We start from the raw sequence: 20,862 nt of genomic DNA, 5'->3' as shown, positions 1-20,862 counted from the left end.
GGCAGAGCCCCTGCTGGAGGTTTGGGGGGCGACGCCCCCATTCACACCGCACCCAGCCGCGTCTTCGCCAGCGGCAGGCTGCGCACCCGCTGCCCGGTCAGCGCCGCCACCGCGTTCACCACCGCCGGCGGCACCCCGGGCAGGCCCGGCTCCCCGATGCCGCCCATCGGCGCGCCGCTTTCCACGATGCGCACATGCACGCGCGGCATCCGCTCCGGCGTCAGGATCGGGTAGTTGTCGAAGTTGCGGGCCTGCGGCACGCCATCGACATAGACCACCTCCTCCAGCAGCGCCGAGGAGAGGCCGAGCGCCACGGCGGAGTTCACCTGCGCCTCGATGATCGCCGGGTTCACCATGCGGCCGGGATCGACCGCCACCCAGACGTCATGCACCACCACCGCGCCGTCCTTCAGCGAGACCTCGGCGATGGTCGCCACCTCGCTGCCGAAGGGCGAGGCCATGGCGACGCCGCGGGCGCGCTTCGTGCCGTCCGCCGCATCATAAGGCCCGCGCTTCCAGCCGCCGGACAGCTCCCCCACCGCTTCCAGCAGCGCCTTGTGGCGGGGCTTTTCCGCCAGCAGGCGCAGCCGGAGCTGGTAGGGATCCTGCCCGCCCGCCTCCGCCACCTCGTCGAGGAAGGCTTCGTAGAAAAAGTCGTTCATCGAATGGCCGACCGAGCGCCAGAAGCTGATGATCGGCGGGTGGCGCAGCGGCACCTGAACCACGCGGCGATTGGGGATGGCGTAGGGCTTCTCGGCGATGCCCTCCACCGCAGAGGGATCGGCCTTGCCCGGCGCGGTGCCGAACCAGCGGCCGATCGGGCCTTCGCCCACCGCCTCGGCCTCCAGCGCCACCGGCATGCCGTCCGGGCCGATGCCGGCACGGAAGCGCGCCAGCCCCATGGGGCGCAGCGCGTCGCGGAGGAATTCCTCCTCCCGCGTCCAGATCAGCTTCACCGGCCGGCCCACTTCCTTGGCGAGCTGGATGGCCTGGGGGAATGGATTGGCCGAGTCGTAGAGGAAATGCCGGCCGAAGAAGCCGCCGAGCAGGGGCGAATGGATCTTCACCTGCTCCGGCGCGATCCCCGCCACCCGCGCGGCGACGGCCTGGAACATCTCCGGCGCCTGGTTGGGCAGCCAGAGATCGAGCGTGCCATCGGCATTCCAGCGGGCGGTCGCGGAGGGCGGCTCCAACTGGCCATGGGCGAGGAAGGGCGCGTCATACACCGCCTCGATGGTGCGGGTGGCGCTGCGCAGGGCGGCGGCGGTGTCGCCTTCCACCTCCGCCGGGTTGCCGGGGCCGGTGGCCGCCGCCAGGACGGCGTGGTGCGCGGCGGAGGAGAAATCCGCCGGCATCACGTTGCGCGCATCGGCGGCGGGCGGGGTCCAGCCCACCTGCAGCGTCTCCACCGCGCGGCGGGCGCGCCACCAGCGGTCCGCCAGCACCGCCACGGCGCCGGGCAGGCGCTGGATGGAATGCACGCCCGGCATCGCCTTCACCTCCGCCTCATTGGCGAAGGCGCCGGGCTCCATGCCGAGGCGCGGCGCATGCTGCACGGCGGCCTGCAGCATGCCCTCCACCGTCACGTCGATGGAGTACATCGCGCGGCCGGTGGATTTCGCGCGCACGTCCAGCCGCGCGACCGGCTTGCCGATGTAGCGGAAATCCCGTTCGGCGCGTAGCGGCGCGGTCTCCGGCACCGGCAGGGCGGCGGCCTCGGCGGCCAGGGCACCATAGTCCAGGCTGCGGCCGGAGGCGGCATGCACCACCTTGCCCGGCTCCGTCGTCAGTTCCGCCGCGGGCACGCCGAGGCGGGTGGCGGCGGCCTGCACCAGCATCGCCCGCGCCCGGGCGCCGAGCTGGCGCATGGCGGGATAGGCGCTGCGCACGGAGAAGCTGCCGCCGGTGATGCGCCGGCCATTCACCAGCGCGTAGTCCGGGCCGGGCGGGGCGCATTCCACCACGAAGCGGGCGGGGTCGGCGTCCAGCTCCTCGCCGACGATCTGCGCCATGGCGGTGTCGACGCCCTGGCCACCTTCGATGAAGGGGCTCTTCAGCAGCACCGAACCGTCCTGGCGGATCTCCAGGAAGGCGGGGATGCGGGTGCCGGGCTGCACCGCAGGCGCGGCGGCCTGGGCGCGGGCAGCACCGCGCGGCAGCGCCACGCCCAGCACCAGCGCGCCGAGCGCCGCGCCCAGCACGCCACGGCGGGAAAGGTTGACCGGCTGCCCTTCCGGAAGCTGCGCGGCGGAGAAGAGCGCGGGGGTGAGACCGTCCATCATCGCCCCCCTCAGCCCTGGGCCGCGGCCTGCCGCACGGCGGCGGCAATCGCGTTGTAGGTGCCGCAGCGGCAGAGATTGGTCATGGCGGCGGCGATGTCCTCATCGGAAGGGTGCGGCGTCTGCTTCAGCAGGCTGGTCGCCGCCATCACCTGGCCGGACTGGCAGTAGCCGCATTGCGGCGCCTGCGCCGCCACCCAGGCCTCCACCACGCGGCGGCCGACCGGGTCCTGCTCGACCGCCTCGATGGTGGTGATGGCCATGCCGGCGACACTCTCTACCGGGGTGACGCAGGACCGGGTGGCCTGGCCATCCACCAGCACGGTGCAGGCGCCGCATTGCGCGACGCCGCAGCCATATTTCGTGCCGGTCATGCCGAGCTCGTCGCGCAGCACCCAGAGCAGGGGCGTGTCGGCCTCGGCCTCCACGCTGCGGGTCGTGCCGTTGATGTTCAGTTCCATGGGATCCGTCCTGGCAGGAAGGTTGGGCCAGTGTCCTGCCCGCGAAGTTCGCTGGCTTTCCAGCGAACCCAGCGGACAAGCAGGCCACTGAAAACAAAAGCCAGTGGCCCGAGAACGAAGTCCGCAGGACTGCGGAATCGGGACACTGGGAGGGTTGGACAAGACTCGGCATGGCGCCGGCGCGGCGGCAGGCCACCGCGCGGTACGCCACGACGGCAAGGCCCGGCGGGCCGGGCCAGGCACGCAGGGGTGGCCGGGCTCAGATGCCCTGGCCGCCCGAGACCTCGATCCGCTGCGCATTGACCCAGCGGTTGGCCGGCGAGAGCAGGCCGGCGATCATCGGCCCGATATCATCGGGGACACCGACGCGACCGAGCGCCGTCATCCCGGCGAAGACCCTGTTGAACTCCGGCGTGTCGCGCACCGCGCCGCCGAAGAAATCCGTCTCGATCGCGCCCGGCGCCACCGTGTTCACCGCGATGCCGCGGCTGCCGAGCTCCTTGGCCATGTAGACGGTGAGCACTTCGATGGCGCCCTTCACCGCCGCATAGGCCGCCCAGCCCGGCGCCGAGATGCGCGTCAGGCCGGTGGAGAGGTTGACGATGCGCCCGCCATCCGCCAGCAGCGGCAGCAGGGCCTGGGTGAGGAAGAACACGCCCTTGAAATGGACATTCACCAGCCTGTCGAACTGCGCCTCGGTGGTTTGCTCGATCAGGGCGTAGTCGCCGTGACCGGCATTGTTCACCAGATGGTCGAAGCTTTCGCGTTGCCAAGTGGCCTGCAGCGAATTCCGCAGCCGCGCGACGAAGTCCGGGAAGCCGGCGACATCGCCGGTGTCGAGCTGCAGCGCGATGGCCTGTCGACCGATGGCGGCGATCTCGGCCAGCACCGCGTCTGCCTCCTCGCGTTGGCTTCGGTAGGTGATAACGACGTCGCCGCCCTGGTGCGCGACGTTGAGGGCGGTGTTGCGGCCGAGGCCGCGGCTGCCGCCGGTGATGAGGGTGATGCTCATTGTCCCGGACTCCCGTGCTGCATTGGATGCGGCGTTATCGCGCCGGGCGGCGGGGCCGGGTTGCCGGAAGCTGGAGGATCCTTGCCTGATCCTCGCAAAGCGTCGTGGCGGGCGGGGGGTACGACGGGCTAGAGCATTTTCAAGTCCGGCGGAATCGCCGGACGACTCGGAAAATGCGATCAAACAAAGGGCTGGAGCGGGTTCGCCGAGCGCAGGCGAGGTGAAACCGCTCTAATGTCCTGCCCGCTGCGTTCGCTGGATTTCCAGCGAACGCAGCGGACAAGCAGGCCACTGAAAACAAAAGCCAGTGGCCCGAGGACGAAGTCCGCAGGACTGCGGAATCGGGCCACTGGCCTATGCTTGGCCCCGGGTGTGCGCGTGGCAGGCACGCGCGTGAATCGCTGGCTGGAGGAAGGCTCGTAGTGGGATGAGGCAGGCGCTGCGGGACCTGGTCCGCCGCTACACGGACGCCCATGCCAATGCGGAAGGGGTGGCGCTGAGCCCGATCCCGGGCCTCGCCACGGTGCGTGCGACCGCGCCGAGCGGCTTGCTGCACGCGATCCCGCGGCCGCTGATCTGCCTGGTGCTGCAGGGGGAGAAGGAGGTGCGGCTGGGGCGGGAGAGCTTCACCTTCGCCGCCGGGGATTCGCTGCTGGTCACGGCGGATGTGCCGACCGTCAGCCGCATCACCCGGGCCAGCCGGGCGGCGCCCTATCTTGCGCTGGTGCTGGAGCTGGACCCGGCCATCCTTGCCGATCTCGGCGGGCAGGTGCCGGCGGCGCCGGAGGCGACGGGCGCGGCGGTGCGGGCGGACCCGACCGAGGCAGAGGTCACCGAGGCGGCGCTGCGGCTGATGCGGCTGCTGGACCGGCCGCCGGCGGATGCGGTGCTGCTGGGGCTGAGGCTGCGGGAGATGCATTACTGGCTGCTGGCCGGGCGGCATGGCGCGGCGATCCGCCGGCTGGGCTGGCCAGAAGGCCAGGTGCAGCGCGTGGCGCGGGCCGTGGCGCTGCTGCGGGCAGAATTCGCGCAGCCTCTGCCGGTGGAGCGGCTGGCGCGCGCGGCGGGCATGAGCCCGTCTTCCTTCCACCGGCATTTCCGCGCCGTCACCTCGCTTTCGCCGCTGCAATTCCAGAAGCAATTGCGGCTGATGGAGGCGCGGCGGCTGATGCTGGCGGAAGGCGCCTCCGCCAGCCATGCGGCCTTCCTGGTGGGGTATGAGAGCGTGCCGCAATTCACCCGGGAGTATGGCCGGATGTTCGGCCTCCCGCCGGTGCGGGATGCGGAGCGGGCGCGGCGCGAGGGCCAGGCGGCGGCGTGACGATCGGGGGCGTTGCCCGTTGGCGGCAGCGCCGGCATCCCCCCCGCCGGGGCCAGGACCTGGCGCCGAACCCCGGCGTGGGTTTTCAGACCCGACGGTCCAGCCTGCAAACTCGCACCGGGGTCCGGGGGGTGGTCCACCCCCCGGCGGAGGTGCAGGGTCGCGGGCACTGCCCGCGACGCCCTCCTGCTGGGGGTTTGGGGCAACGCCCCCAACTACTCCCCGAATTTGTTACTCCGCGGGAAGCCGTTCGGCGGCAGCTTGCCCGCCCCGGCGCGGTTGCCCCGCCAGGGCGCCAGCTCCGTCTCCACCCGCACCCGTTCGCCGAGCCGCCAGCTCAGCCCCACCTTGCGCACGAACACCTTGGCGTCGGACAGCCCGCCTTCCTTGTAGGATTGCAGCTGCACGCCGCGCCCGCGCGCCATCTCCGGCACCTGGTCCAGCGGAAAGAGCAGCAGCTTGCGGTTCTCGCCGATCACCGCGACGGTGTCGCCTTCCGCCGGGACGCAGAGCGCGGCTTCCTTGCCCGCCTCCGGCACCAGCACCTGCTTGCCGGTGCGCTTCTCCGCCAGCAGGTCCTCGCCCTTCACCACGAAGCCCTTGCCATCCTGCGCGGCGACGAGGAAGCGCTCCCCCTCCCGGTGCACATGCAGGGAGAGCACGGCGTCCTCATTGGTCAGGTCCACCATCAGCCGCACCGGCTGGCCGTCGCCGCGGCCGCGCGGCACGGCATCGGCCTTCAGCGTATAGGCCTTGCCGTTGGTGGCGAAGAGGACGAGGCGGTCCGTGGTCTGCGCATGCACCCAGGTATGCAGCCCGTCGCCTTCCTTGAAGCGCAGCTCCGCATCCTCGGCGATGTGGCCCTTCTGCGCCCGGATCCAGCCCTTCTCGGAGAGGATGACGGTGATGGGCTCGCGCTCGACGAAGGCGTTCTCGTCCACCGTCACCGCGGGCAGCGCCGCGCCGGTGCCGGTGCGTCGCGCATAGGGGTCCCGCACCCAGGGATGCGCCGTTTCCGCCACGCCCTTCACCAGCGCGCCGGCGCCGAATTTCACCCGCATGCCTTCCAGCTCGGCGCCGATCGCGTCCCAGCGCCTGGTCTCGGACTGCATCAGCCCCTTCAGGCTCTTCTGCTCCGCGCTGAGCTTCTTGTGCTCCTTGCGGATCTCCATCTCCTCCAGCTTGCGCAGGGCGCGCAGCCGCATGTCGAGGATGGCGTTGGCCTGCAGCTCGGTCAGGCTGAAGGCGGCCATCAGCGCCTCCTTCGGCTTGTCCTCCTCGCGGACGATGCGGATCACCTCATCGAGGTTGAGATAGACGACGAGGTAGCCGTCGAGGATCTCCAGCCGCCGGGCGATCGCCGCCAGCCGGTGCTCGGTGCGGCGGACCAGCACCTCGTGCCGGTGTTCCAGCCAGCTCCAGATCACCTCCGGCAGGCCCATGACGCGCGGCGTGCGCTCGGCATCCAGCACGTTCATGTTCAGCGGGATGCGGGCTTCCAGCGCAGTGGCGCGGAACAGCGTCTCCATCAGCATGGCGGGGTCGATGTTGCGGCTCTTCGGCTCCAGCACCAGACGGACCACGTCCGTGCTCTCGTCGCGCACATCGCCCAGCAGGGGCAGCTTCCGCTCCTCCAGCAGCGCGGCGATCTGCTCGATCAGCTTGGCCTTCTGCACCTGGTAGGGGATTTCGGTGACGACGATCTGCCAGGTGCCGTTCTTCAACGGCTCCTGCGCCCATTTCGCCCGCACGCGGAAGCCGCCGCGGCCGGTGCGGTAGGCCTCGCGGATCGCCTCGGGCGGCTCCACCAGCACGCCGCCGGTGGGGAAATCCGGGCCGGGCAGCACGGCAAGCATCGGCGCCAGGCAGGCCTCGAGGAATTCGGCGCGGGCGGAGGGCAGCAGCCCGGGCGCGACGCCGGGCGGGGCCAGCGCCACGCCTTGCAGCGTCAGCTTCCGCTCCCGGAACACGCCGAGCTGCGCCAGGGCCGCGGCGCAGAGCTCCCCGGCATTGTGCGGCGGGATGCTGGTCGCCATGCCCACCGCGATGCCATTGGCGCCATTGGCCAGCAGGTTCGGGAAGGCGGCCGGCAGCACCACCGGCTCCTGCTCCTCGCCATCATAGGTGGCGCGGAAATCGACGGTGTTCTCATCGATGGCGGCCAGCATGGCCTGGGCCACCTCGGTGAGGCGGGCCTCGGTGTAGCGCATGGCCGCGGCGTTATCGCCGTCGATATTGCCGAAATTGCCCTGGCCCTCCACCAGCGGGTAGCGGGCGGCGAAATCCTGGGCGAGGCGCACCATGGCGTCGTAGATCGCGGCGTCGCCATGCGGGTGGTATTTGCCCATCACGTCGCCGACGATGCGGGCGCATTTCTTGAACCCCGCATCCGGGTCCAATTTCAACTGGTGCATGGCCCAGAGCAGCCGGCGATGCACCGGCTTCAGCCCGTCCCGCACATCCGGCAGGGAGCGCGCCATGATGGTGGACATGGCATAGGCCAGGTAGCGCTCGGAGAGCGCGTCGGCGAGGCGGGTGTCGCGGGTGGCGCCGCCCTCCGGCCCGGGGGCTGGGGGGGCCTTGATGTCGTCGGGCATCGGGCCTCGGATTCGTGCTTCGTTCCAGTGCGCCCGGGGTCTAGCGGAAGGCGGCCGGCCGCGCCAGCCTCGGGGCGCCGGAGCCGCCTCGGCCAGGGCGGCAGGGGCGCCGTTCCAGCCAGGCGCGGATGCTCCGCCCGGGAATTACGCCGCCAGCGCCGCGACCCGGTCGGCCAGGGCCAGCCGCGCCGGGGGCAGGCCCTGGCGGCGGTGGCCCAGCACGTCGCGCGCCAGGAAATGCCCGGTCAGGCGCAGCCCGTCCCGCCATTCCGCCGGGCCGGGCGGCGGGCCCTGGCCCAGCAGGAAGCCCGGCAGGGGCAGCAGCCTTTCCGCCCAGGGGGTGCCGGCCGCCTCGCTGACGGCGCGGCCGGTGCGGGGGGAGACCCAGCGCAACCCCTCCCGCGCGCCGGTCGCGGCGCAGCGCGCCAGATCCAGCCCATAGCCGAGATCGGCGAGCAGCGCCGCCTCCCAGCCCACATAGTCCGGCAGCAGCGGCGCCGCGCCGCCGGCAAGCCGGGCGATCAGCGCCACCAGCCCGTGATAGGCGCGCGGCTGCGCCTCCCGCTCCGGCAGCGCCGCCTCCGCCACCGCGCAGGCGGCGGCGAGCAGGGCCAGGGCCAGCGGCTCCTCCATCGCCAGGGCGGCGGCGGGGTGCAGCAATTCGCCGGACAGGGTGCCGAGCTGGTCCGGCAGCCGCGCCACCCAGCGCGCCTCCACCAGATTGCCCGGCTGCCATAGCGGCGCCTGGGCGCGGGAGGCGCCGCCGCGTGCCAGGCCGGCGTGGCGGCCGGAAGCCTCGGTCAGGACGGAGACCACCGCCCCGCCTTCGCCATGCGGCCGCGCCGCCAGCACGATCGCCTGGGCCTGCCATTCCATCCGGCCAGCATAGGCGGCCCGGACGGGGCTGTCAGTCGCGGTGCCCGAGGCGAAGCTGGCGCAACTAGAGACGTAGCAGGCGGCCTGGGGACGCCGTGGCTGGGGCTTTGCCCCAACCCCTACCAGGGGCTCTGCCCCTGGACCCCGCCGGCGCCAGGACCTGGCCCCGGACCCCGGTGTGAGTTTTGGACCCGTGGGTCGAACCTGCCGACTGACCGGGGTCCGGCGGCGGCAGAGCCCCCCACTCCTACTCTTCCTGCTCCAGCCCCAGCGCCCGGATTCGGCCGGTTTCCTCATCCCAGCCCGGGCGGTCCTTCACGTTCAGGAACAGGTGCACCCGACGTTCCAGCAGCGCCGTCAGTTCCCGCCGCGCCCCGGCGCCGATCGCCTTCACCCGCGCCCCGGCATCGCCGATCAGGATGGCCTTCTGGCTCGGCCGCCCGACATAGATGGTGCAGTCGATGCGGACGCTGCCATCCTCCCGCTCCTGCCAGCTTTCCGTTTCCACCGTGGTGTGGTGCGGCACTTCCTGGTGAGTCTGGCGCAGGATCTGCTCCCGCACGATCTCGGCGGCCAGCATGCGATTGGGCAGGTCGGAGAGCTCGTCCTCGGGGAAGAGGTATGGGCCGGGCGGCATCGCCTCGGCCAGCCTGTCCAGCAGCCGGTCCAGGCCGCGCCGCTTCTCGGCGGAGATCATGAAGGTCTCGGCGATGGGCAGCAGGGCGTTCAGCTCGGCGGCGAGCGGCAGCAGCCGCGGCGGCTCGATCAGATCCACCTTGTTCAGCGCCAGCCAGACCGGGCGGCCGGCCTTGGCCAGGCGCCCGCAGATCGCCCGCACCGCATCGGTGATGCCGGCCCTGGCATCGACGATCAGCAGGGTGAGGTCGGCATCCTTCGCCCCACCCCAGGCGGCGGCGACCATGGCGCGGTCCAGCCGGCGGCGCGGGGCGAAGATGCCGGGCGTGTCCACCAGCACGATCTGCGCCCCCTGGTGCATGACGACGGCGCGGATGCGGAAGCGCGTGGTCTGCGGCTTGGGCGAGACGATGGTGACCTTGGTGCCGGCCAGGGCATTGACCAGGGTGGACTTGCCCGCATTGGGCGCCCCGACCACGGCGACCAGGCCGCAGGTGGTGCCGCCGGCAGCGGGCGCGGCCGCGCCTCCGGCGCCGGGCTCGGTGCCGCTGTCCTCGGACGCCGCCGGACGGCCCCCTCCGGAGTCGGCCGCGGATCGCGCTTCGCTGCCCTTGGCAGCCATCCGACCAGCCTCCCCGGCACCGGTCGCCGATCGGGCTTCGCCGCTCTCGGACGCCGTCGCGCCGGCCTTGCTGGGGCCGGCGGCCGGCCGGCCTGCATCCCCGCCCGTGGCCGCCGCGCCGCCCGTGATGGTCTCCTCCTCGTTCATCCGCCGTTAACCCCGCCCAGCCAGGCCTCCGCCGCCCGCTGCTCCGCCGCGCGCTTGGTGTCCCCCACCCCTTCCGCAGAACGCCCGGCGGCGGTCACCGTCACCACGAAAACCGGCTGGTGCGGCGGACCGGCGGTGGAAACCAGCCGGTATTCCGGCAGCCCATGCCCCCTGCCCTGCAGCCATTCCTGCAGCCGGCTCTTCGGCGAGGCCTGGGGCCGCTCCGGCCCCGCCTCGATCTCGCCGGCGAAGGCGCGGCGGAAATAGGGCCGGGCCGCGTCCAGCCCGCCATCCAGGAACAGCGCGCCGAGCACCGCCTCCAGCGCATCCGCCAGCACATTCTGCCGCGTGGCGAGGCCGGACCGCCCCTCCCCCGGCGCCACCATGACGTAGCGGCCGAGCTCCTCCGCCTCCGCCACCCTTGCCAGCGTGTCCCAGGCCACCAGCACGCCGAAGCGGCGCATCAGCGTGCCCTCGCGTTCCTCCGGGAAGCGCTCCCCCAGCCATTCCGCCATCAGCAGCGCCAGCACCCGGTCGCCGAGGAATTCCAGCCTTTCATTGGAATCGAGCTGCCCCCGCTGCGGGTCGCCCGCCGAACGGTGCGTCAGCGCCTGGCGCAGCAAAGCGGGATTCCTGAACTCATGGCCGATGCGGCGGGCCAGCTCCTCGAAATCAGGCGCCGCGGCCGGCTCCGCCTGTTTCTTTCGGGCCATGTTCAGCGAATGGCGGAAAACAGCCGCGACCAGCGGATCGCGAAGGGCCAGCCCCACACCTCCCACCAGGCGGCGGAGCCGTCGATGGAGAAGAAGATGAACTCCGCCCGCCCCACCAGATTCTCCAGCGGGATGAAGCCCACCTCGGGGAAGCGGCTGTCCTGGCTGTTGTCCCGGTTGTCGCCCATGCCGAAGACATAGCCCTGCGGCACGCGGTATTCATCCGTATTGTCGGCCCGGCCATTGGTGTCCGAGCATTCGAGGATGGCATGCACCCGGCCTTCCGGCAGGGTCTCGCGGTAGAGCTTCGGCTCCGTGCCATAGCAGCGGTCGAGGTTGGAATTCCCCACCAGCTCCCGCTTCACCGGCTGGCCGTTCACATGCAGGATGCCGTTGCGGACCTGGATGCGGTCCCCGGGCAGGCCGATGATGCGCTTGATGTAGTCCTGGCTGGGGTCGCGCGGCAGCTTGAACACCGCCACGTCGCCGCGTTCCGGCAGTTGCCCGAGGATGCGCCCGGAGAACAGGTTGGGCCCGAGCGGCATGGAATAGCGGGAATAGCCGTAGGAATATTTCGAGACGAAGAGATAATCCCCGACCAGCAGGGTGGGGATCATCGAGCCCGAGGGGATATTGAAGGGCTCGAAGGCAATGGTGCGGATGCCGATGGCGATCAGCCCCGCATAGAGGATGGTCTTCACACTCTCGAGCCAGCCGCCCGACTTGTTCTTCGCCATGGAGCTGCTCAAGGGGAGGCCCGCCGCGGGTTGAATTCAGCGGGTTGAAGCCCTTCGGGCGGGGGGAGTCAAGGAAGCGGCGCATCCCGGCGGCCAGCCGGGCCGTGGCAGGCGGGAAGATGGCGGCGAGGTGGCTGGCGGCTGACATCGCCCTTATTCGGGCGGCCGCCCTCGCGGCACGCGGCGTCAGGGCATGAAGCTGCCGCCGCCGACATCGATGGCGGCGCCATTGAGGTAGGCGGCGGCGTCCGAGGCGAGGAAGGCCGCCACCTCCGCCACATCCTCCGGCGTGCCGACCCGGCCGACCGGCACCTGGGCGAGGAAGGCGGCATTGGCCGCCGCGGTGGTGCCACGGGACATGGGCGTGTCGATCCGCCCCGGGGCGATGGAGTTCACGGTGATTCCGTCCGGGCCGAGCTCCGTCGCCAGGCTGCGGGCGAAGCCCATGAGGCCGGTCTTGGCGGCGGCGTAATGGGCGCCGGCGATCTGGCTCTTGGCGCGCGCGGCCTGGCTGGTGAGCATGATGATGCGGCCCCAGCGCCGGGCGCGCAGCGGCGGGATGCAGGCCTGGGAGACGAGGAAGGCGCCGGTGAGGTTCACCGCCAGCACCCGGCGCCATTCCTCGGCCGGCATGTCGCGGATCTTTCGGGCCTTGCCGTCCGGACCCTTGGGGGAGATGCCGGCATTGTTCACCAGGATGCCGAGGCGGTCCCACCACGCGCCGAGCAGGATGGGAAGGGCGGCGACGGCTGCATCATCCGCGACGTCCAGGGGGATGGCGCGGGCCTCGCCGCCGGCGTCGCGGATGGCGGCGGCGGTGGCCTCGCGCTCCTCGATCACATCGGCGACCACGACGGGGTGGCCGAGAGCGCCGAGCTTTATGGCGATGCCGGCGCCAATGCCGCGGCCGGCGCCGGTGATCAGGGCCACGCGATCCTGGTTGGACATGGAGCGCTCCTCATCCCCTCCCCCGCTTGCGGGGGAGGGTCAGGGTGGGGGTGGTTGGCGGCGGAGCGGGCGGAGAAAGCCCCCACCCCAGCCCTCCCCCGCAAGCGGGGGAGGGAGAGGTGCCTCTGCCGCTTAGGCGGACGGAGAGAGGATGACCTTGCTCGCCGCGCGCTGGCGGGCGAGTTCGAAGCCTTCCAGCCCGCGCTCCAAGGGCAGGCGGTGGGTGATCATCGGGCGGAAGGCTTCCGGCGCCGCGCCGAGATGCGCCAGGACGCGGTCCCAGGTGCGGCGCTCCGCGCCATGCGTCGACCGAAGCTGGTGGCGCATGCGGACGAAGTTGGTCAGGGGCAGGGTCAGGGCCTCGGCATGGATGCCGGCGGCGACGATGACGCCGCCCTTCCTGAGGACCGACATGCCCTCGTTCAGTGTCGCGGGCACGCCGGTGGCTTCCAGCACCACATCCACGGCGCGGCCGCCGGTGAGCGCCATCACCTGCTCGGCCAGCGGTGCCTCGGCCACATCCAGCAGATCGGTGAAGCCGAGGGCCTTCAGCACCTCGAAGCGCGGCGCATCGGCGCGGCCGGCGACGATGACGCGCGCCGCGCCGGCCAGCCGGGTGAAGAGGGCGATGGCCTGGCCGATGGTGCCGGGGCCGAGCACCAGCACCGTGTCGCCCAGCCCGACCTCGCCGGTCAGCACCGCCTCCGCCCCCACGCCGAGGGGTTCGGCCAGCGCCGCCACTTCCATGTCGAGCTGGGGCGGCAGGGCGACGCAGCAGCGGGAGGGGATGCGGACTTCCGCCTGGAAGCCGCCATCGCGGGTCAGGCCGATGGTCTCCCGCTTCAGGCAATTGCGCGTTTCGCCGCTGCGGCAGGCAGCGCAGTGGCCGCAGAAGATGAAGGGGATGATGGCGACGCGATCGCCCTCCGCGAAGCCGGAGCCGGTGCCGTTGCGGCTGATGGTGCCGGCGAATTCATGACCCATGGTCAGCGGCAGGTGCGGGACCATGAATTCGTAGCCCGCGGTCCACTCATAGGCGTGGATGTCGGAGCCGCAGATGCCGGCGGCCTCGACGCGCACCACCACCTCGGCCGGGCCGGGCGGCGGGGCCTCCGGGATCTCCTGGAATTCCAGCCCGAATTCCGACCGGATTTTTCTCAGTGCCAGCATTCTGGGTCTCCCACCAATGAACCGGACCGCCTGGTGCCCTGCCGTGGCTTCGCCACGGCAGGCTGTGCCGAAGCGCCGGTCACCCGGCGCCCCCGGGGGTCCCATGGCGTTGCGCAGCAACGTCATGGGGATAAGGCGTCCCCGCGGCGTTCCGCAGCAACGTCATGGGGATTGCTAAAATGGCTCGGGATAGTGGCCGGCGTAGAAGGAGATGGGCGGCTTGGCATCGGGGTCGGTGAGCATGTCGATCAACACCGGCTTCGGCGAGGCGAGCGCCGCCTCCAGCGCCCCGCGGATCGCGCCGCTCGCCTCCACCCGTACGCCCTCAACACCACAGGCGCGGGCAATGGCAGCATGGTCAACGGCGGTGAAGTTCACGGCAATGGTGTGCTCGCCGAATTTCACCTCCTCGGCATGCTTCTGGTAGCCGAGGATGCCATTGTTCAGCACCAGCAGTGTCACCGGCAGTTCCAGCCGCCGCAGCGTTTCCAGCTCCGCCCAGCTATGGCCGAAGCCGCCATCGCCGCAGAGGCAGACCACGCGCGCGCCGGGCGCCGCGATCTGCGCGCCGATCGCCATGGGCAGGCCCCAGCCGAGGCCGGCAATGCCGCGCGGCGTCAGGAAACGCTGGCCCGGCCGCCGCGCCGTCAGGTAGTTCGCGATCCAGATGGAGGAGTAGGAGGCATCGGCGACGACGATGTCCTCCGGCGTCAGCAGCGCATCCAGCTCCGCCATCAGCCGCTCCGGCCGCGGCAGCTTCGCGTCGCGGGTGGTGATGCCGGCGATGGTTTTCTTCCACTCGGCGACGGCGGCGGCGATCTCCTTCTCCAGCGCCGGCCGGGCGGCGGCGCGGGCGGAGAGGTCGCGGGCCTTCAGCGCCTCGGTCAGGGCCGCCAGGGTCAGCTTGGCGTCGCCCACCAGGCGCATCGCCTCGTAATTCCGGCCCACCTCCATCGGGTCCAGGTCGAGATGGATGAAGCGCGTACCGGGCTGGAACAGCTTCCAGCTATCCGTGCCGTTCTGGTTGGTGCGGTTGCCGACCAGCAGCACCAGGTCGGCGCGGTCCACCATCGGCCGCAGCGCCTGGGTGCGGGCCCCCTGGCCCATCACATAGCCGATGACGCCGAGGGTGAGCGGATGCGTTTCCGCCACGCCACCCTTGCCCATGACGGTGGTGGCGACGGGCAGGTGCGCCGCCTCCTGCAGCGCCGCCAGCTCCGCAGCGGCGCCGGAGAGGTGCACGCCCCCGCCGGCGACCACCAGCGGGTGCTTCGCCGTCGCCAGCGCCTCCGCCGCGGCGGCAATGGCGGCGGGGTCGGCCAGCATCCGGTCCAGCGGCACCTCGCCCAGGGAAAGCTGGCGCGGTCGCAGCAGGGCGGAGACCGGCGCGGCGGCCTCGGTCAGCAGGTCGGCCGGCACCAGCAGCACGGCGGGGCCCGGCCGGCCGGAGGCGGCGGCGGTGAAAGCCATGTCCACGTAATCGTCCAGCCGGTCCGCCCGCTCCAGCCGCCGCACCCATTTCGCCACGGGGGCGAACATGTTCAGGTGGTCCAACTCCTGGAAGGCGTTGCGGTCGAAGGCGTCGCGCGTCACCTCCTGCACCAGGGCCACGATCGGCACGCTGGCCTTCAGCGCCTCGGCCAGCGGCGGCACCAGCAGGGTGGCGGCGGGGCCGTTCTGGGCGGTGACGACGCCCACCTTGCGGGAGATGCGGGCATAGCCATCCGCCATCGAGCCCCCGGCATTCTCCTGCCGATAGACCTTCTGCTCGATGCCGACATGCGGCGCGGCCAGGTGGAAGGCGCTGGGCAGGCTCTGGCCGAAGGTCAGGGTGACGCCATGGCGGCGGAAGGCCTCGGCGAGGCGGAGGGCGACGGTGGCATTGCTGCTGCCTGGCGCGGCGTGGTCCGGCATGGCGTTCCCCTGATTGTCTGGCGCCGGCCCTGGACCCGTAGCGGCCCGACGCCGCCACGACTCCGGACATGCCTGAGCCGGCGATTCACGGCCCGGGCGCGCCCATTTCCGGTGCGCACGCCCAGGCCGGTCGCAGGCTAATGGCGGCGGCGCGGGAGGGGAAGCCAGGGGCCTTGCCGCCGCCCGGCTTCCGCCGCAGCTTGGGGCCATGCCGCCACCGCCGCGCCGTGACCTGCTGCCGTTGATCGCCGTCATCGTCATTGTGGTGGTGCTGGGCGGCGGGTACCTGCTCTTCCCCGCGCTGCACCGGGTGATGAACTACCAGGACTGCATCGCCTCCGGCCGCATCACCGGGTGTTAGCTCCCCACGAAGTCGCCGAGTAAGCCAGGCCTCGCACCGCCGGGTGCAGGTAGGTCGCGCCAGGGCAACGGACGGTGGCGGGCCGGTCAGGCGGCGTCATGGAAGATGAGGCCGAGGGTGAAGCGCTGGCCGGCGCGGAGGCGGCTGACGCCGTGGCGCAGGGTGACGCGATAGGTGCCGCGCGTGCCCTGCACCGGGCGGTGATGCACGGCGAAGGCGACTGCCTCGCCCTGGGAAAGGGGCACCACCTCGGCACGGGACTGCATGCGTGGGCGCTGCTCTGTCAGCACGAATTCGCCGCCGGCGAAATCCTGGCCCGGGGCGGAGAGCAGCACCGCCACCTGCAGCGGGAAGACCAGCGGGCCGTAGAGGTCCTGGTGCAGGCAATTATAGTCGCCGGCGCCGTAGCGCAGCAGCAGCGGGGTCGGGCGGCACTGCCCCGCCGCATGGCATTCGGCGAGGAAATCGGCGAGATCCGGCGGGTAGCGCCGCGCCTCCCCCAGCCGCCCCGCCCAGGCATTGGCGAGGGGCGCCAGGCGGCGATAGAGCGCCTCCCGCAGCGTTGCGACCAGCCCGGGCAGCGGGGCGGCGAAATACTTGTATTCCCCCCGGCCGAAGCCGTGCCGCGCCATGACGATACGGCTGCGGAACCCCTCCTCCCGCCCATAGAGCGCGGCGAGTTCGGCGCATTCCGCGGGGCGCAGCAGGGGGCCGAGGGCGGCGGCGCCGTAATGGTCGAGCTCCTCGGTCAGGCGCGGCCAGTCCAGGCCGGCAATGCGGTCGGCGATATCCATGGGGGTATGTGGCATGGATCGGGGCTGCATCGCCTGCCGCATCTTGCGGCCGAAGGGCGCCGGGCCGGCCTCCCGGTCCGCGTTTCAGACCCGCGGCGGAACTTGCGGACTTACGGCGGAGTCCGGGGGGGAAGCGTTGCCGGCAGTGCCGGCAACCCCGCCCGGCGGAGGTGCAGGGTCGCGGACACTGCCCGCGACGACCTCCTGCCGGGGTCTGGGGGCAGAGCCCCTGCCCTATCCCGAACCCGGCGCCCGCAGCAGCAGCCGGTCCCCGAACAGCGCCGCCAGCCCCAGCAGCACCAGCGCCGCCCCGCCATGCCAGAGCAGCACCATCACCGCCGCGTCCAGATGGTGGAACAGCGTCAGCCCCGCCGAGCAGAGCGCCGCCGAGGCCAGCGCCCCGAGCAGCAGCACCGGCCGCGGCCGTACCGGCCCGGCATGGCGCAGCAGCAGCAGCAGCGCCGCGGTCAGCGGCGCCCCCAGCAGCAGGGTGAAGCGGAGACACCCCCAGGAGGTGCCAAGCTGCCCCTCGATGGGGCCGAGCCGGACGACATCCGCCAGGCACCCCCAGCCCAGGCTGGCCAGCCAGAGCGCCAGCGGCGGCAGCGGCAGCAGCCCCCAACTGGCCGGCCGGTCCGCCCGTGCCAGCATGGCCGCCGCCAGCGCCGCGCAGATGCCGGTGGCGATGGAGGCCAGCCATTGCCCCAGCTCATGGGGCAGCCCCATCCGCTCGCCGATATCGTGCCGCATGCCGAAGGCGAGGACGCAGATCCCGATGGCGCCGGCCGCCAGGGCCAGCCAGAGCAGCGCCTGCCAGCCGGGCGCCGCCATGGGCCGTACCGGGGTGAGGTCGGCGCTCAGCCGGCCGATCAGATCCTCGCTTCGCACCCTACTCCTCCACGCCCAGGCGCTTTCTTAGCGCCCTTACCGCCCGATGCGTCGCCACCTTCAACGCCCCGACCGACATGCCGGAGCGGGCGCTGGCCTCGGCCAGCGGCAGATCCTGCAGCTTGGCCAGGCCGAGCGCCGTCCGCTGCGCCTCCGGCAGGGCGGCCACGGCCGAGCGGAGCTCCGCCGCCGCCACCTTCGCCTCCCCTTGATTCGCCAGAGGGTCGGGCAAGGTTTCGCCGAAATCATCGATGGCCGATTCCCGCCCCGCCCGGCGGGAAGTGCGGCGGAGCCGGTCGATCGCCCGGCGTTCCGTAATGGCGATGAGCCAGGGTTTCAGCGGCCGGGTGGGGTCGTAGGTCTCGCGCAGCCGGTGGATGGTCAGCAGGGCGTCCTGGACAGCATCCTCAGCCTCCGCCGGGTCCCGGATGCGGCGGCGGGCGATGCCGCGCAGCAGGGGCAGGGCGGCGCGCAGCAGCCGGTCATAGGCGCGGGCATCCCCCGCCTGCGCCGCCGCCATCCAGGCCTCCCATTCGCCGTCGCTCATGCCGGCCCTGTAGAACGCCCCGGCACGGGGAGGGAAGAGTCACGTGCCGCTTCCCGGCCAAGACGGGGCACGTGGTTCAGCCGGCGGGGGCGAGCCGGCAGCGCTCAGGCCGCCGCCTCCTTCTGCTGGTGGACGTAGTTCTTCCGCGCGAACCAGATGATGTAGTCGTCGAACAGGATGGGCGGGTGCTTCGCCGGCCGTTCCGGGCCGACGCAGCTCGGCAGCGCCTCGATCATCGTGTCCGGATGCGGGTCGAAGAAGAAGGGGATGGCGTAGCGCGCCGCCGGGCTGACATTGCGGACCCGGTGCGGAGTGGAGAGGAACACCTCATTGGTCCAGCGATGCAGCATATCGCCGCTGTTCACGGTGTAGGTGCCGGGGACGTGGGGGATGTCGAACCACACCCCGTCCGGCAGGTGCACCGAGAGCCCATCCACTGGGTTGGCCGGCAGCAGCGTCATGAAGCCGCTGTCGGTGTGCGGGGCGATGCTGAACTCGCCCTCCTGGAAGCCTTCCACCGCCGGGTAATGCGTCAGGCGGAGGATGGTGTTCGGCAGGGCGAAGGCCTTCTCGAAGTAGTCGGGCACCAGGCCGAGGGCGCGGGCATAGACCGGCGCCAGGCTCTGCCCCAGGCGCATCATGCGGTCCATATAGGCCAGGCAATCCTCGCGGAAGCCGGGCATCCCCTCCGGCCACTGGTTCAGGCCCCGCAGCGGCTTGTTGGCGATGACGTCGGGATCGTCCGGCGTGCGCTGGCGGCGGAGGAAAAAGGCCTCGTTGACGCTCGGCTTGCCGTTCGGGTTGTAGGCGCTGGTACGGTTCAGCGAGCCGCGCATCGGCATGTAGCCGAGATTATGCTCGTTGATCCGGACCTGGAGCTTGTCCTCCAGCGGGCGGTGGTGGAAGCGCTTCGAGGCGGCATAGGTCTGCTCGATCAGCGAATCCTCGATGCCATGGCCGGCCAGCAGGTAGAAGCCGACATTCTCCAGGGCGAAGCGCAGCTCGGCCGCCAGGGCTTCGAGCGCGCCGGATTCGCCACGCAGGAAGGGCGCGGCGTCGAGGATGGGCAGGCGGCCGCCGACCATGCGGGCGGGGGGCCGGGCCTCGGGGGCGGGGAGCAACATCGTCATGCGACCATCTCCGGGCGCTTCGCGCGCCAAGTGTGAGCCTTCTCGTAGCAATCGCCGACGCGGAACAGCGTCGGCTCGCTGAAGGGCTTGCCGACGAGCTGCATGGCCACCGGCAGCCCACCCGCGCCATAGCCGGTGCAGAGGGTGAGGCCGGGCCAGCCGGTGACGTTGAAGGGAATGGTGAAATTGGGCTTTTCCAGGAAGGCCCAGCCCGGCACTTCCTCGATCTTCGCCGCCTCGCCCGGCTGGGCGGCGGTGAGCAGGATGTCGACGCCCGCGGTCGCCGCTTCCGTCGCGGCGATCAGGGCGCGGCGCTTCCGCTGCGCCTGCATGTAGTCGGCGGCAGAAAGGGTGGCGGCCAGCACCAGGCGCTGCCGCAGCAGCTCGCCATAGAGGCCGGGGTCGCGCCGCATCCAGGCCTCGTGCACGGCATAGGCCTCGGTCAGCAGGATGATCCAGCCGGGAGCGTTGTACTCGGCGAGCGGCGGCAGGGTGACGTCCACCACCTCCGCGCCCTCGGCCTTGAAGAAGGCGGCGGCGTCGTTGATGCCCTTGAGCGTCGCGGGGCTGACCGGCATGTCCGTCTCGTGGAAGTGGCGGACGATTCCGATCCGCAGCCCCTTCACCCCCTGGCCCAGCTCCGCGGTGAAATCCGGCACGGGCCGGTTCGCGCTGGCCGGGTCGGCCGGGTCGTAGCCGGCCATGGCCTGGAGGAGGAGGGCGCAATCCTCCACGGTCCAGGCCATCGGCCCGGTATGGTCCAGCGATTGCGCCAGCGGCAGCACCCCGGCGCGGGAGCAAAGGCCGTAGGTCGGCTTGATGCCGGCAATGCCGCACAGCGCTGCGGGGCCGCGGATGGAGCCGCCGGTGTCCGACCCCGTCCCGCCGAGGAACAGCCCCGCCGCCACGCCGGCGCCGGTGCCGGAGGAGGAGCCGGCGGTGAAATGCGCCGGATTCCAGGGATTGCGCGCCGGCGGCCAGGGCAGGTCGAAGGAGGGGCCGCCAAAGGCGAATTCATGCGTCGCCAGCTTGCCCAGCATGACGATGCCGGCCTCCGCCAGCTTCCGCACGGTGGTCGCGTCCTCGGTGGGGACGTAATCCTGCAGCACGCGGGAATGGCCGGTCGTCGGGATGCCGGCGGTGCAGTAGATGTCCTTGTGGGCGAAGGGGATGCCGTCCAGGGGACCGCGCGGCCCCTCCCTCGCGATGCGTGCCTCGGCCGCTTTCGCGGTCGCCAGCGCGCTCTCCTCCGTGAAGCGGATGAAGGCGTGCAGCGTGCCGTTCAGCCTGTGGGCGCGCGCCAGGCATTCCTGGGCGAGCTCCAGCGGCGAGAGTTTTCTCGCGGCGATCAGCTTCGCCGCCTCGGCAATGGTCGGGATCATCGGCCGGGCTCCGCGGAGAAGGTGGTGGCGGGCTCGGCCTCAGGCATCGGCGTCGGGGTGCGGATGGCCGCCTGCCAGGCCTCGATGCCGCCATAGACGGCGTAGATGGCGGCCTTCTGCGCCTGCGGCAGCGTCAGGCCGGCCCGGGCGAGCAGCGCCTCGAACTCGGCCTCGGTGATCTTCGGCGGCATCGCGCCCCTCTCCTCTCCCGGTGCTGCGGCGCAGTATGGCGCAATGCGCGGCGGCGTGAACCACCCTGGCGGTTCCCGGACCGCCCCCCCGGACCGCCCCCGGAGCGCCCCTGGGCCGGCCGGTTGCGCCCGGCGC

At 71.8% G+C, this 20,862-nt stretch carries 19 protein-coding genes; 2 read left to right on the top strand and 17 right to left on the bottom strand.

Annotated elements, in window-relative coordinates:
• Positions 1-41: 41 nt before the first annotated feature.
• The 3 genes from E5N76_RS05665 to E5N76_RS05655 form a co-directional block, all read right to left on the bottom strand.
• Positions 42-2,279 (bottom strand): xanthine dehydrogenase family protein molybdopterin-binding subunit, encoded by a 2,238-nt coding sequence (locus tag E5N76_RS05665; protein WP_149536329.1) that lies wholly within the window; start codon positions 2,277-2,279, stop codon positions 42-44.
• Positions 2,280-2,290: 11 nt separating this feature from the next.
• The gene (locus E5N76_RS05660; protein WP_149536328.1) at positions 2,291-2,740 is read right to left on the bottom strand and encodes a (2Fe-2S)-binding protein; all 450 of its coding nucleotides are present in this window, start codon (positions 2,738-2,740) and stop codon (positions 2,291-2,293) included.
• 259 nt (positions 2,741-2,999) lie between these two features.
• Entirely contained in the window at positions 3,000-3,752 is a 753-nt protein-coding gene (locus E5N76_RS05655; protein ID WP_149536327.1) for an SDR family NAD(P)-dependent oxidoreductase, read from the bottom strand.
• A 427-nt stretch (positions 3,753-4,179) separates the two neighbouring features.
• On the opposite strand from E5N76_RS05655, the gene E5N76_RS05650 reads away from it, so the two are divergent.
• Entirely contained in the window at positions 4,180-5,073 is an 894-nt protein-coding gene (locus E5N76_RS05650; RefSeq protein ID WP_149536326.1) for an AraC family transcriptional regulator, read from the top strand.
• A 215-nt stretch (positions 5,074-5,288) separates the two neighbouring features.
• Here E5N76_RS05650 and E5N76_RS05645 read toward each other — a convergent pair whose 3' ends face one another.
• From E5N76_RS05645 to E5N76_RS05610, 8 genes are all read right to left on the bottom strand, one after another.
• Positions 5,289-7,670 carry a DNA topoisomerase IV subunit A gene (locus E5N76_RS05645; protein WP_149536325.1) on the bottom strand — a complete coding sequence of 794 codons (2,382 nt, stop codon included), beginning with the start codon at positions 7,668-7,670 and terminating at the stop codon, positions 5,289-5,291.
• Positions 7,671-7,814: 144 nt separating this feature from the next.
• On the bottom strand, positions 7,815-8,546 hold the full coding sequence (gene recO, locus E5N76_RS05640) for a DNA repair protein RecO (RefSeq protein WP_149536324.1): 732 nt from the start codon (positions 8,544-8,546) through the stop codon (positions 7,815-7,817).
• 247 nt (positions 8,547-8,793) lie between these two features.
• Entirely contained in the window at positions 8,794-9,804 is a 1,011-nt protein-coding gene (era, locus tag E5N76_RS05635; protein WP_149536323.1) for a GTPase Era, read from the bottom strand.
• Positions 9,805-9,947: 143 nt separating this feature from the next.
• Positions 9,948-10,664: a ribonuclease III gene (gene rnc, locus E5N76_RS05630; protein ID WP_149536322.1), complete on the bottom strand. Its 717-nt coding sequence runs from the start codon at positions 10,662-10,664 to the stop codon at positions 9,948-9,950.
• Positions 10,665-10,666: 2 nt separating this feature from the next.
• Positions 10,667-11,401, bottom strand: coding sequence for a signal peptidase I (gene lepB, locus E5N76_RS05625; RefSeq protein WP_149536321.1), 735 nt, complete (start codon positions 11,399-11,401; stop codon positions 10,667-10,669).
• A gap of 186 nt (positions 11,402-11,587) precedes the next feature.
• Positions 11,588-12,349 (bottom strand): SDR family oxidoreductase, encoded by a 762-nt coding sequence (locus E5N76_RS05620; protein WP_149536320.1) that lies wholly within the window; start codon positions 12,347-12,349, stop codon positions 11,588-11,590.
• A 132-nt stretch (positions 12,350-12,481) separates the two neighbouring features.
• On the bottom strand, positions 12,482-13,519 hold the full coding sequence (locus E5N76_RS05615; protein ID WP_187829994.1) for a zinc-dependent alcohol dehydrogenase: 1,038 nt from the start codon (positions 13,517-13,519) through the stop codon (positions 12,482-12,484).
• A gap of 174 nt (positions 13,520-13,693) precedes the next feature.
• On the bottom strand, positions 13,694-15,433 hold the full coding sequence (locus E5N76_RS05610; protein WP_149536318.1) for an acetolactate synthase catalytic subunit: 1,740 nt from the start codon (positions 15,431-15,433) through the stop codon (positions 13,694-13,696).
• A 208-nt stretch (positions 15,434-15,641) separates the two neighbouring features.
• On the opposite strand from E5N76_RS05610, the gene E5N76_RS29355 reads away from it, so the two are divergent.
• Entirely contained in the window at positions 15,642-15,794 is a 153-nt protein-coding gene (locus tag E5N76_RS29355) for a hypothetical protein (RefSeq protein ID WP_187829993.1), read from the top strand.
• An 86-nt stretch (positions 15,795-15,880) separates the two neighbouring features.
• On the opposite strand, the gene E5N76_RS05605 is transcribed toward E5N76_RS29355, so the two are convergent.
• The 6 genes from E5N76_RS05605 to E5N76_RS05580 all read right to left on the bottom strand — a co-directional run bounded on the left by E5N76_RS05605 (position 15,881) and on the right by E5N76_RS05580 (position 20,726).
• Entirely contained in the window at positions 15,881-16,603 is a 723-nt protein-coding gene (locus E5N76_RS05605) for a 2OG-Fe(II) oxygenase (RefSeq protein WP_235907578.1), read from the bottom strand.
• Positions 16,604-16,822: 219 nt separating this feature from the next.
• Positions 16,823-17,476: an NrsF family protein gene (locus tag E5N76_RS05600; RefSeq protein ID WP_149536316.1), complete on the bottom strand. Its 654-nt coding sequence runs from the start codon at positions 17,474-17,476 to the stop codon at positions 16,823-16,825.
• Position 17,477: 1 nt separating this feature from the next.
• Complete coding sequence (locus tag E5N76_RS05595; RefSeq protein WP_149536315.1) at positions 17,478-18,023, bottom strand: RNA polymerase sigma factor; 546 nt, start codon at positions 18,021-18,023, stop codon at positions 17,478-17,480.
• Positions 18,024-18,127: 104 nt separating this feature from the next.
• Positions 18,128-19,153, bottom strand: a complete 1,026-nt coding sequence (locus E5N76_RS05590) for an isopenicillin N synthase family dioxygenase (RefSeq protein WP_149536314.1) — start codon at positions 19,151-19,153, stop codon at positions 18,128-18,130.
• Complete coding sequence (locus E5N76_RS05585) at positions 19,150-20,535, bottom strand: amidase (protein WP_149536313.1); 1,386 nt, start codon at positions 20,533-20,535, stop codon at positions 19,150-19,152. The genes E5N76_RS05590 and E5N76_RS05585 overlap by 4 nt, the downstream gene beginning before the upstream one ends.
• Positions 20,532-20,726: a hypothetical protein gene (locus E5N76_RS05580; RefSeq protein ID WP_149536312.1), complete on the bottom strand. Its 195-nt coding sequence runs from the start codon at positions 20,724-20,726 to the stop codon at positions 20,532-20,534. Before E5N76_RS05580 ends, E5N76_RS05585 begins: the two co-directional genes overlap by 4 nt.
• Positions 20,727-20,862 lie beyond the last annotated feature (136 nt).

Source organism: Siccirubricoccus phaeus (genome assembly GCF_008360935.1).
Taxonomy (GTDB): Bacteria; Pseudomonadota; Alphaproteobacteria; order Acetobacterales; family Acetobacteraceae; genus Siccirubricoccus; species Siccirubricoccus phaeus.
The sequence above is the reverse complement of the archived record's forward strand: the minus strand, read 5'-3'. Positions and strand labels throughout refer to the sequence as shown.